Origin of the sequence: Paenibacillus sp. FSL P4-0127 (genome assembly GCF_038007325.1) — a bacterium.
In the GTDB taxonomy this organism is placed as follows: domain Bacteria; phylum Bacillota; class Bacilli; order Paenibacillales; family Paenibacillaceae; genus Fontibacillus; species Fontibacillus macerans.
This window is the reverse complement of sequence record NZ_JBBOWY010000002.1, coordinates 357485-370068: the sequence shown is the minus strand read 5'-3', so window position 1 is coordinate 370068 and position 12584 is coordinate 357485. Positions and strand designations below refer to the sequence as shown.

Annotated in this window: 7 protein-coding genes and 3 rRNA genes; 4 read left to right on the top strand and 6 right to left on the bottom strand. The window is 52.5% G+C overall.

What is annotated here, in order from left to right; translation table 11 throughout:
* Positions 1-186 precede the first annotated feature (186 nt).
* Entirely contained in the window at positions 187-789 is a 603-nt protein-coding gene (locus tag NYE74_RS28165; protein WP_155621522.1) for a hypothetical protein, read from the top strand.
* Positions 790-1041: 252 nt separating this feature from the next.
* Here NYE74_RS28165 and rrf read toward each other — a convergent pair.
* From rrf to NYE74_RS28135, 6 genes are all read right to left on the bottom strand, one after another.
* Positions 1042-1158: ribosomal RNA gene (gene rrf, locus NYE74_RS28160) — 5S ribosomal RNA — on the bottom strand.
* Between the two features lie 196 nt (positions 1159-1354).
* Positions 1355-4413: ribosomal RNA gene (locus NYE74_RS28155) — 23S ribosomal RNA — on the bottom strand.
* A gap of 305 nt (positions 4414-4718) precedes the next feature.
* Positions 4719-6284 (bottom strand): 16S ribosomal RNA (locus NYE74_RS28150).
* The 16S, 23S and 5S rRNA genes sit together here, the layout of an rRNA operon.
* Before the next feature lie 484 nt (positions 6285-6768).
* Positions 6769-7848: a glycosyl hydrolase family 18 protein gene (locus NYE74_RS28145; protein ID WP_227872935.1), complete on the bottom strand. Its 1080-nt coding sequence runs from the start codon at positions 7846-7848 to the stop codon at positions 6769-6771.
* 30 nt (positions 7849-7878) lie between these two features.
* Positions 7879-9279, bottom strand: coding sequence for a sensor histidine kinase (locus tag NYE74_RS28140; protein WP_036626054.1), 1401 nt, complete (start codon positions 9277-9279; stop codon positions 7879-7881).
* Positions 9279-9992 (bottom strand): response regulator transcription factor, encoded by a 714-nt coding sequence (locus tag NYE74_RS28135; protein WP_036626056.1) that lies wholly within the window; start codon positions 9990-9992, stop codon positions 9279-9281. Before NYE74_RS28135 ends, NYE74_RS28140 begins: the two co-directional genes overlap by 1 nt.
* 153 nt (positions 9993-10145) lie before the next feature.
* Between NYE74_RS28135 and NYE74_RS28130 the strand changes: the two genes are divergently transcribed.
* From NYE74_RS28130 to NYE74_RS28120, 3 genes are read left to right on the top strand one after another with little or no spacing between them, the layout of a single operon-like run.
* Positions 10146-11063: an ABC transporter ATP-binding protein gene (locus NYE74_RS28130; RefSeq protein WP_036626057.1), complete on the top strand. Its 918-nt coding sequence runs from the start codon at positions 10146-10148 to the stop codon at positions 11061-11063.
* Positions 11063-11818 carry an ABC transporter permease gene (locus NYE74_RS28125; protein ID WP_124333235.1) on the top strand — a complete coding sequence of 252 codons (756 nt, stop codon included), beginning with the start codon at positions 11063-11065 and terminating at the stop codon, positions 11816-11818. The genes NYE74_RS28130 and NYE74_RS28125 overlap by 1 nt, the downstream gene beginning before the upstream one ends.
* Before the next feature lie 11 nt (positions 11819-11829).
* On the top strand, positions 11830-12564 hold the full coding sequence (locus tag NYE74_RS28120) for an ABC transporter permease (protein ID WP_036626060.1): 735 nt from the start codon (positions 11830-11832) through the stop codon (positions 12562-12564).
* Positions 12565-12584: the final 20 nt, after the last annotated feature.

Sequence of the window (12584 nt, the reverse complement as noted above, 5' to 3'; positions counted from 1 at the left end):
CGGCAATCCTATGATGAGTTTGTCAGAAATATCTATAAGTGTCAATCGCTCTAAAGCCGTGATCTGTCCATCGGTCATTTTTTATGATAACGCTTACAAAATGGTGAGTTAGATCATAGGCGCCGTTCTTTAGAACATGATATGAATAAAAGGCACATATTTAATTCTCATGGGGGGATATCAAACATGTTTGTGAAAAAAATCTCATTATTGCTGCTTAGTCTGGGGCTAGTCGCCGTTTTTGCAGGATGCTCCAGCAACGGTCAATCTGGGAGCAGCTCCGGCGCAGCAGCCGAGGCCTCGACAACGGCGGCCGCCGCAACCACCGCTGCGGACTCGGCGCCGGTCAAAATGGGACGTGTCGAATACGCCGCGCACGGTACCAAATGCTTCACGGTTGCCGTTGTGGCCATGCAGGGCGACAAAATCATCGGCGCATCCTTGGACGATTACCAGTTCATGAGCACCGATGTAGCCAAAGGCGTTCCTAATTCGGACCAAGATTTCGGGCAAAACTACAAAGACCCGAAAATGGTGCTTGCCTCCAAGAAAGCCAATGCCGAGTATTATAGCGAGCACATGAAAGAGGAAGCCGGCGCAACGACACCAGTCGACGAGTCGCTGGCTGCCATTGAGCAATACGTAACCGGCAAAACCGTCGCCGAGCTCGAAGACGAACTGTCCAGCAAAAGTGCGGAACAATGGGTTGATGCTGTCAGCGGAGCGACTTTGGTGGATACCCAAGGATACGTCAAAGCGCTGGTTGAAGCGGCCAAGAGTGTGAAATAATTCACTATGGTTTAGCGAATTGCCCTTGAACCGGAGAGACTCCCCTTATCGGAAGCCTCCCGGTTTTTCCCGAATATTTCCCGTCCTAATAGACTCAGACGACGCTACCGAGCTAAAAATAACGCCACAAGTGAATATCGTAAGTGACCATCCCCCGGTGTCCGCTGTAAAAAGCACTATCCATTTCATTCCGCTGCAGCATTCCGAAAATATCAAAAACACCGCCGAGTGATCAGCGGTGCTCTTCTTCATGCTTGGCGGCGTCCTACTCTCCCAGGACCCTTCGGTCCAAGTACCATCGGCGCTGGAGGGCTTAACGGTCGTGTTCGGGATGGGTACGCGTGGAACCCCTCCGCCATCGCCACCAAACGATTCAAGGTTAATCCTTGAAAACTGGATACGAAACTTGATTTGCGTGTTAGCCCCTATTCAGTTCCCGGGGTCCCCGAAAAGTAATCGGAATTACCTACGAAGCCTCGCGTCACTTTTTGGGGTATATTTTTGGGCCCCGCCAAAGTACTCGGACTCAGCTTCGAAGCTTCACGTCACTTTGGTGGGTAGAGTTTTGGATAAGCCCTCGACCGATTAGTACCTGTCAGCTCCATGCATTGCTGCACTTCCACCTCAGGCCTATCAACCTCGTCGTCTTCAAGGGGTCTTACTAATTGGGAAATCTCATCTTGAGGGGGGCTTCACGCTTAGATGCTTTCAGCGCTTATCCCGTCCGCACTTAGCTACCCAGCTGTGCTCCTGGCGGAACAACTGGTACACCAGCGGTGCGTCCATCCCGGTCCTCTCGTACTAAGGACAGCTCCTCTCAAATTTCCTGCGCCCACGACAGATAGGGACCGAACTGTCTCACGACGTTCTGAACCCAGCTCGCGTACCGCTTTAATGGGCGAACAGCCCAACCCTTGGGACCTACTTCAGCCCCAGGATGCGATGAGCCGACATCGAGGTGCCAAACCTCCCCGTCGATGTGGACTCTTGGGGGAGATAAGCCTGTTATCCCCAGGGTAGCTTTTATCCGTTGAGCGATGGCCCTTCCATGCGGTACCACCGGATCACTAAGCCCGACTTTCGTCCCTGCTCGACTTGTCAGTCTCGCAGTCAAGCTCCCTTTTGCCTTTGCACTCTGCGAATGATTTCCAACCATTCTGAGGGAACCTTGGGGCGCCTCCGTTACTCTTTAGGAGGCGACCGCCCCAGTCAAACTGCCCGCCTGACACGGTCCCCGTACCGGATCACGGTACCGGGTTAGAACTCCGATACGATCAGGGTGGTATCCCAACGGCGCCTCCATGGAAGCTTGCGCTCCCACTTCTTAGGCTCCCACCTATCCTGTACAAATCGTATCAAAGTCCAATATCAAGCTGCAGTAAAGCTCCATGGGGTCTTTCCGTCTTGTCGCGGGTAACCTGCATCTTCACAGGTATTAAAATTTCACCGGATCTCTCGTTGAGACAGCGCCCAAGTCGTTACGCCATTCGTGCGGGTCAGAATTTACCTGACAAGGAATTTCGCTACCTTAGGACCGTTATAGTTACGGCCGCCGTTTACTGGGGCTTCGGTTCACAGCTTCGGATTACTCCTAACCGCTCCCCTTAACCTTCCAGCACCGGGCAGGCGTCAGCCCGTATACTTCGCCTTGCGGCTTCGCACAGACCTGTGTTTTTGCTAAACAGTCGCTTGGGCCTTTTCACTGCGGCCCCCTCGGGCTATAAACCCTACCGGGGCACCCCTTCTCCCGAAGTTACGGGGTCATTTTGCCGAGTTCCTTAACGAGAGTTCTTCCGCGCGCCTTAGAATTCTCTTCTCGCCTACCTGTGTCGGTTTGCGGTACGGGCACCTTCTCCTGGCTAGAGGCTTTTCTCGGCAGTGTGAGATCATGACCTTCGGTACTGTAAATTTTCCCTCCCCATCACAGCCCAGCCTTACGGTGTGCGGATTTGCCTACACACCAGCCTCACTGCTTGGACGGGGCATTCCATCGCCCCGCGTCACTACCCTCCTGCGTCACCCCATCGCTCATAGCGGATTACGGTGGTACAGGAATTTCAACCTGTTGTCCTTCGACTACGCCTTTCGGCCTCGCCTTAGGTCCCGACTTACCCTGAGCGGACGAACCTTCCTCAGGAACCCTTAGGCTTTCGGCGGATCAGATTCTCACTGATCTTTTCGTTACTCATACCGGCATTCTCACTTGTGTACTCTCCAGCGCTCCTTACGGTACACCTTCAACGCATACACAACGCTCCCCTACCCCTGAATCGACTTCACTCCTGCTTCGAAGTCCTGTGTTTAACCCCGAGGTGCATTTGGCCGAAACCTTTGAACAATATTCATCGGTTGCTTTCGGCAAAAATGTACCTGGTTATCACCGCCTCAAAGAAGCAGTGAAGTCGATTCAAGCCATAGCTTCGGTGGTGTGTTTAGCCCCGTTACATTTTCGGCGCAGAGTCACTCGACCAGTGAGCTATTACGCACTCTTTAAATGGTGGCTGCTTCTAAGCCAACATCCTGGTTGTCTGTGCAACTCCACATCCTTTCCCACTTAACACACACTTGGGGACCTTAGCTGATGGTCTGGGCTGTTTCCCTTTTGACAATGGATCTTAGCACTCACTGTCTGACTCCCGGTGAATCAGTCTATGGCATTCGGAGTTTGACTGAGCTTGGTAACCCTTGCGGGCCCCGCACCCAATCAGTGCTCTACCTCCACGACTGTCACACCGAGGCTAGCCCTAAAGCTATTTCGGGGAGAACCAGCTATCTCCGAGTTCGATTGGAATTTCTCCGCTACCCCCACCTCATCCCCGCACTTTTCAACGTACGTGGGTTCGGGCCTCCAGTGCGTGTTACCGCACCTTCACCCTGGACAGGGGTAGATCACACGGTTTCGGGTCTACGCCTGCAAACTAAATTCGCCCTATTCAGACTCGCTTTCGCTGCGGCTCCGCTTTCTCAGCTTAACCTTGCTTGCAAACGTAACTCGCCGGTTCATTCTACAAAAGGCACGCCATCACCCATATAGAGGGCTCTGACTTCTTGTAAGCACACGGTTTCAGGTTCTCTTTCACTCCCCTTCCGGGGTGCTTTTCACCTTTCCCTCACGGTACTGCTTCACTATCGGTCGCTAGGGAGTATTTAGCCTTACCAGATGGTCCTGGCGGATTCATACGGGGTTTCACGTGCCCCGCACTACTCGGGATCCGTCTCGGAGGGCGGAGACTTTCGATTACAGGGCTTTTACCTTCTCTGGCCGGCCTTTCCAGACCTGTTCGTCTAACCTCCGCTTTTGTAACTCCATATGAGACGTCCCACAACCCCGAAGAGCAAGCTCTTCGGTTTAGGCTAATCCGCGTTCGCTCGCCGCTACTGACGGAATCACTATTGTTTTCTCTTCCTCAGGGTACTTAGATGTTTCAGTTCCCCTGGTATGCCTCTTCACCACCTATGGATTCAGTGATGAGTGACTAGGTATTACCCCAGCCGGGTTTCCCCATTCGGACATCCCCGGATCGATGCTTGCTTACAGCTCCCCGAGGCAGTTTCGTTGTTCGCCACGTCCTTCTTCGGCTCCTAGCGCCTAGGCATCCTCCGTGTGCTCTTAGTAGCTTAACCATGATTTTTCCCGAAGGGAAAATATCAAACCACTAATATCTTCACTTGTGTTGACACAAGTTCAGCTAAAAGGATTGTTCTAAAACGCAAATTTCGTTTCGTTATCCAGTTTTCAAGGATCAAGTTTCTTCGCCGTTTTACCGGCGGAAGAATATCTTATCATTTCCTGCCTTACCGTTCAACCGGTAAGTGTTGGGAAGATAAGCTTGAGAGTTGAACTCTCAAAACTGACCAACGAGTGAGTAAGTTCGCTAACCTAAGTTAGCTATTTGAATGCTTCCATCGCGGGAAGCGATTCTCCATAGAAAGGAGGTGATCCAGCCGCACCTTCCGATACGGCTACCTTGTTACGACTTCACCCCAATCATCTACCCCACCTTCGGCGGCTGGCCCCTTGCGGTTACCTCACCGACTTCGGGTGTTGTAAACTCTCGTGGTGTGACGGGCGGTGTGTACAAGACCCGGGAACGTATTCACCGCGGCATGCTGATCCGCGATTACTAGCAATTCCGACTTCATGCAGGCGAGTTGCAGCCTGCAATCCGAACTGAGACCGGCTTTTCTAGGATTCGCTCCAGATCGCTCCTTCGCTTCCCGTTGTACCGGCCATTGTAGTACGTGTGTAGCCCAGGTCATAAGGGGCATGATGATTTGACGTCATCCCCACCTTCCTCCGGTTTGTCACCGGCAGTCACTCTAGAGTGCCCAACTTTACTTGCTGGCAACTAAAGTCAAGGGTTGCGCTCGTTGCGGGACTTAACCCAACATCTCACGACACGAGCTGACGACAACCATGCACCACCTGTCTCCTCTGTCCCGAAGGAAAGCCATATCTCTACAGCGGTCAGAGGGATGTCAAGACCTGGTAAGGTTCTTCGCGTTGCTTCGAATTAAACCACATACTCCACTGCTTGTGCGGGTCCCCGTCAATTCCTTTGAGTTTCAGCCTTGCGGCCGTACTCCCCAGGCGGAGTGCTTAATGTGTTTACTTCGGCACCAAGGGTATCGAAACCCCTAACACCTAGCACTCATCGTTTACGGCGTGGACTACCAGGGTATCTAATCCTGTTTGCTCCCCACGCTTTCGCGCCTCAGCGTCAGTTACAGCCCAGAGAGTCGCCTTCGCCACTGGTGTTCCTCCACATCTCTACGCATTTCACCGCTACACGTGGAATTCCACTCTCCTCTTCTGCACTCAAGCCGTCCAGTTTCCAGTGCGACCCGGAGTTGAGCCCCAGGATTATACACCAGACTTAAACAGCCGCCTGCGCGCGCTTTACGCCCAATAATTCCGGACAACGCTTGCCCCCTACGTATTACCGCGGCTGCTGGCACGTAGTTAGCCGGGGCTTTCTTCTCAGGTACCGTCACTCCTGTAGCAGTTACTCTACAGGACGTTCTTCCCTGGCAACAGAGCTTTACGATCCGAAAACCTTCATCACTCACGCGGCGTTGCTCCGTCAGACTTTCGTCCATTGCGGAAGATTCCCTACTGCTGCCTCCCGTAGGAGTCTGGGCCGTGTCTCAGTCCCAGTGTGGCCGTTCACCCTCTCAGGTCGGCTACGCATCGTCGCCTTGGTGAGCCGTTACCCCACCAACTAGCTAATGCGCCGCAGGCCCATCCGTAAGTGACAGCCCTGAATAAATTCAGAACCGCCTTTCCCAAGTCTCCCATGCGGAAGACTTGATTATCCGGTATTAGCTACCGTTTCCGGTAGTTATCCCGGTCTTACGGGCAGGTTGCCTACGTGTTACTCACCCGTCCGCCGCTAACCGTCAGGAGTGCAAGCACTCCATCAGGTCCGCTCGACTTGCATGTATTAGGCACGCCGCCAGCGTTCGTCCTGAGCCAGGATCAAACTCTCCAATAAAGGTTGAATGAACGAATCATCCAAGTTTATTCGAAAGAGCGATTAGCTCAATCAGTTACTGACGAGAATTTTAATTCTCATTTATACTCACTCGTTGTTCAGTTTTCAAAGATCAACTTCTTTTTCATTGCCGCCTCAATATCTCGTTCGCAGCAGCAACTCTTATAATATATCACGTTTAATTCATCAATGCAAGAGTTTTTTTAAATCAAATATTTCCAAGCGAATTGCGGCCTCCTTATTAGGAAAACCTCTCTTGCAGCGACGTTTATTAATATACCGCATCCAGCAGCCAAAGACAACCGGGAAATCGTTCCTAAGGAACCGAAATACCCTGGGGATGCCAGAGTCAACCAAACGGAGAAGATTAAACATCTTGAGCCGGTTTGGTAAAACTAGTTTGGCAAAGCCGGTTTGGCGGCGCATCGGAAACGTATCGTTTTGCCCCGTCCGTTGCCGAATGCGCTGTCCGGCTGCTCCAGCTTCAATCGATTTCCGCCAACATCTTTAAAGTTCGTTGACTCAATCCGCCCAACCTCCAAATGGCGATACGATGGCACCCGGCTTCGCGCGCCGTCACAATCCAACTGCGCAAAGTTACGCCGTCAGCATACCAAACGGTCGTCTCGCCTCCGTCAGCGTCCGTATATTTAAAATGAAGGCTTCCGCTGGCTTTGTCGCGCTCCACTCCGTCTTTACTCAATTCGGAAAGCCCGTCGGCTTCCTTCTCGGTGACCGCCGCAACCTCTCCTTTTTCATTCCAGGCAAATCCCCCCGTAGCTAGGGCCAGACGCTTGTTTCCCGGGATAGACGCCGTTTTGCCGACAAGCTCTTTAATGAACTTTTTGTCCGCTTTAGGTCCGGGACCGCTGTGCGAGCCATACAAATTGTAAGCCATCACCACATATTCGGGCCCCTTCGGCAGCTTCAACCTTTTTAGCGGCGCACCCGGCTCCAGTACAACCCGCAATTTACGTCCGTTCTGAAGCAGTTCCTGATACAATTCGTTGTAAAAAGCGACCACACCGTTCCAATCGCCGTCCTTGATTTTCTCGTAATCAATTTCCACGCCATCCAGATCAAGCTGATCGACCAGGTTCAAAATTTCCCGGATATGCTCCCGGCGGGCTTCCCCGCTTTGGGTTAAACGTTTCGTCAGATCGGAGTCCTTTTGCACGACCGAGCCATCTTCGCTCCTCAGGTCATTGACGATCGTCAAAAACAGCCCGCCATCGGCTTGGCGAAGGGAGGCGTCATTCGCCAAGCTATCCCGAAACGTATCCGCTAAATAAAGATGCCCCGACGCATCGAAATAAGCCGCAAACATCTGCAGTTCTGATAAGCGGGAACCTAACACGCCGTAGTCTTCCTCTCCGGAATCCTGCTGCCAATCTACGATCCAAGCAGACAAATCGGCGGGCCGGCCAACGTTCTCCTGAATGGCATTTACCCGGCCTTCCGCTCTGTTTATATAGATGTAATAGATCCCCCCGCATACAATGACGATCATAGCGACGGCCACAATGAATAATGACGATTTTCGTATAAACAGGCTCTTAAACAAAAGGCGCGACTCCTCTTCTTTTAATTAAAATCAGTCCGCTTGTCCCCCTAGTACGAAATACGGAAGCTCTAGCGTTGCCTGAAATCCTTCGTTTAGATCGCTTGCAAGCAGAAGTCTGCCGCCATGCGCCGTTGCAATCCGCGCAACCATCGGCAAGCCTAGCCCATGGCCGTGTTTCCTTGAACGCTTGCGGGTTGACGAATACGGCAGCTTCAGCAAGTCCGGCAGTTCGGAACGCTCCGTCCCTTGGCCATCATCCGATACGATCAAGAGGCACCTGGAGCGTTCCGGATCACTTGCCGTACGTAAGACGATCCGGCAGCCTTGCGGATTATGGATGATACTATTTTGTACTAAATTCGATACGGCGCGCAACAGCAGCTTTTCATCCGCCCGCACCTTTATTTTCTCGTCATTCAATTGCAGCTCAATAGCATACCTGTCCGTATCCAACCCCTGATTGAGAAAGTCGGAAGCTGCCTGTCTGACGACCGCGGACACACGTAGCTCTTTGATGCTCAAAGGCTGCATTTCATATTCCAGCATGGAGACCAGGTTCAAGTCATGGATCAGGGAACGCAGCTTCTCGCCTTGCCGGCGAATGATTCCCGCTTGCTGCCGCTGTTCCAAGGGCAAATCCGGGTGCTCCTCCAAATCGCTGGCATAACCCAGGATCATCGACAACGGGGTACGGACATCGTGCGAAATCCCGGCGATCCAATTGGAACGCGCTTCATCCTTCGCTTTAAGCGCCCTGTTCTGTTCCCGCAGCATTCTGGATGCGGCATTGATACTGTCCGCCAAATCTCGGAAAATACTTTTGGCTTTAACCTGGATCGGCTCTTGCTTTGTCAGTCCGTAGATCCCGTTGACCAGCGGCTTTATGCTTCGCATGCACCACGCGCCCAAGCAGACCGACAACACGATAAACAAAACCAGATTACATACCAGCAAAAGGACAAGCCGGAGCGGCAGCGATTGAATCCAATCTTTGAAATAGCTGACTTGGTATTTTGCATAGGTATTTTGCGGATACCCCACTACAAGCAGCCCGGCGCCTTTCTCCCAGACGAATACCGGGTAATCCAGCAGATAATGGCGCGAAAACTTGGCTACATCCACGATGCTGTACGTGCGCGGAAGCTGTTTAGGCAACCGGTATTCCCAGACGACTTCCCCTTTTGAATCGAGCAGCATGGCCCAAGCTTCATGTTCATCCAGCAGCTTCGCCGCCGGGGCGGCAAGCCGATAACGATCCGGGTGAACCTCCAGTTGTTCCGCTACTTCCTTAACCACCGACTCCGGGTTCCGCTGTTTATTTTCGCTAAATACGATCGTGCTTAGCAGCACCAGATTAAAGGCCATAAGCAAGAGGGAAAGCAGCATGGTAGCGCCGATAAACCGCCTAAGCATCGTCATGACTCCCTGCATTACGGCGCCTCCTTCACCTGTAGCTTATACCCCAATCCCCTGACCGTGAGCAGATGCCGCGGACGCGACGGATCGGCTTCAATTTTTTCCCGGATGCGGCGAATGTGCACCATCAGCGTGTTTTCGTAACTAAAGCTGTCATCTCCCCATACCGCCTGGCAAATGGCATCCGACGTGACGATCCGGCCTTCGTTCTCGTAAAGCTTCAATAGAAGCATGCGCTCCTTGGCCGTTAACGGCAATTCCTCTTGATTGCGCCTTACAGCAGCACTTTCCAGATCAATCTCAATATCCCCCAGACAAAACGCGGGCAAACGTTCCGGCGCAGCGGAAGCAAAAGTCCGTTTCAAAATGGCCTGCAAACGCAAAAGCAACTCGCGCGGCAAAAACGGTTTAACCAAATAATCGTCCGCTCCGAGCCCCAGCCCCAGCAGCCGATCCTCGTCTTCCCCCCGGGCGGACAACATCAATACGGGCATCTCGGAAAACGTACGGATTGCGCTTAACAGACCAAAGCCGTCCCCATCAGGAAGCATCACGTCCAGGATGGCGATATCCGGCTTGTCCGTCCGGCATATGGCTAGCGCCGCAGCGCAGCTCTCCGCCCGGTATATGCGAAAATAACCTTCCTTGCGCAAAAAACGTTCGATCATCACGCGTATTTCCGGCTCATCGTCCACAATGAGTATTTTTTTGTCTTTTAAATTTTCCATGCATTCTCACCCGTTCTCATTATACATGGTAGACGGGCTTCGCCCCCCCGGAATCGCGCGATTTAAGGTTGTCGTAAGGTTGCCGTAAGCCCCGCGAAAGGTACGGACTATAAAGTGAAAAGAAAACAACATAAAAACGGAGTTGAATGAACAATGAATTCCCGGGCGCTGATCGCAACGCATAACTTGTCCAAAATGTACAATGGGGTCTATCGGGTAAACAAAGTTAATCTTGCCGTTCCGGAAGGGGAAATTTTCGGTTTCCTCGGGCCGAACGGTGCGGGAAAATCAACCTCTCTCAAAATGCTGCTTGGCCTGATCAAGCCGACGGAAGGCGAGGTGAGAGTTTTCGGCCGCGAACTGGCCAAAGATCGCAGGTCCATCCTCAAACAGATCGGCTCATTGATTGAATCGCCATCTTATTACGGTCATTTGACGGGCTGGGAGAACCTGAAAATCATGCAGCGTCTGCACGATGCGCCGGCCAAAAATTTATACGAGGTTTTGCGTATCGTCCGGCTGGAAAAACAAAAAGACAAGCGGGTCGACCATTACTCGCTCGGCATGAAGCAGCGGCTGGGAATCGCCATGGCGCTGCTTGCCTTTCCAAGGCTGCTCATCCTCGACGAGCCTACCAATGGACTCGATCCTGCGGGAATTTTGGAAATCAGGGAACTGATCAAATCGCTGCCCGCGCGTTATGGAATGACCATAATGTTATCCAGCCACCTGCTTTCGGAAATCGAGCAAATCGCCAGCTCGGTGGGAATTATCAGCAACGGCCAACTGCTGTTCCAAGGGACCATGGGGCAGCTCCAGGCCAAAACGAAAGTCTCCATCTCCTTAAAAACTTCCGACAACCAAGCGGCGGAACGCTTGCTCTTAAAACACGGCTTTCAAGCCTCTTCCAGGGGTCCGCGCCTGCTGTTCGACCATCTTGACGATACTTTAACCGCGCAGGTCAACCGCTTGTTGGTCGACAGCGGACTCGACGTGTTCAGAATCGAGGAGCGAAAAAAAAGCCTGGAAGATATTTTTCTGGAGCTGACGGGAAAGGAGCGCAGTCTGTAATGAAGGAACTGACTTTAGAGTTTTTTAAGCTGCGCCGCAAAAAAATCGGATGGATGATTGCGATCTTTTTGGCCGCCGAAGTACTGTGGATCTTCATGATCACCAGCTACACGCTTGCCCGCCATCCCGAAAACGTCGGATGGGAATACGTCCTATTGATGCTTTCCACGCTGAACGGACTTTTTCTTCCCATCATTTCGGCCGTGGTCGTTTCCCGCCTCTGCGATATGGAACATAAGGGAACGACGTGGAAGATGCTGATGGCAACCAACGTCAGCCGCAGCCGCATCTACTTGGCCAAGTGGATTTGCGCCAATACGCTGCTGCTCTGCGGAGCCGCTTTCCAGATAGGCGCCTTATCGGCTTTCGGGGTACTTAAAAATTTCTCAGATCCGCTGCCGCTCGCGCTGTTGGTCCGCCTTCTGGCCGGCACGCTCCTGATAAACCTTGCCGTCACCGCGCTGCAGCAATGGATTTCCCTCACGTTCAAAAACCAGACCTTTGCGCTGACGCTCGGCATGGCCGGCGGCTTTTTAGGCGTTACGGCCAGTTTCTTTCCCGCGTCCATTCGCAAGTTATTCGTCTGGTCCTACTATACGGAAATGTCTCCTATCGGCATGTCTTATAACGCCTTGGCGGAAACCAGCCGCTATTTCGTGTTGCCTGCGCAAGCCGGAAACTGGGTGGCCGCTCTGCTGATGATTGCGATATTCTATACGGCCGGATGCCTTCACGCATCCCGCCAAGAAATATAAGGAGGTTTCCCATGATCCGAAGCATTGGCGCCGAATGGCTCAAACTGCGCCGTGGACGTATCTGGATAACGATGACCGTGTTGCCCGTACTCAGCTTGTCCATCGGTTGCTTCAACTACTATTCCAATCAGGAGATTCTAAACCAAGCATGGTATAGCTTGTGGACTCAAGTCAGCCTGTTTTACGGCGAATTTTTCTTTCCCGTTCTCATCGCCATTTGCTGCGCGTATATGTGCAGGCTGGAGCATGTCAACCGGAATTGGAACCTAGTGCATACCGCCCCTGTCTCCGCCGCCAGCATTTACTTCGGCAAACTGTCCGCCGTTGCGGTTTTGATTTTTGGCGTTCAAACTTTGTTTACCGCCTTATATATACTCGCGGGCCTCCTTCTCTCGCTGCCGCTTGCGGATCTGCCCGCGGAACTGGCCGGATGGGCTTTGCGCGGCTGGATCGCCGCGATTTCGATCGCGTCCATGCAGCTTTTCTTCTCCTTCAGGATACGCAGCTTCGCCCTTCCCGTCGGCATCAGCATATGCTGCTCCATGCTCGGTCTCGGTCTGTATATCCTAAACATGAGGTTCTTCTTCCCGTTTAGCTTGTTGACAACCGGCATGGGCGTATTGGACCAAAATGGGCTAACAGGGCCAGAAAACGGACTGTTCGTGTTCATCAACGCGGTTTATATTTCCGTATTTTCAGCCATGGCGATACACCGGCTGCGGACAGCGGATGTCGTCACCGCATAGAAACGGGGGCCTTTCGATAA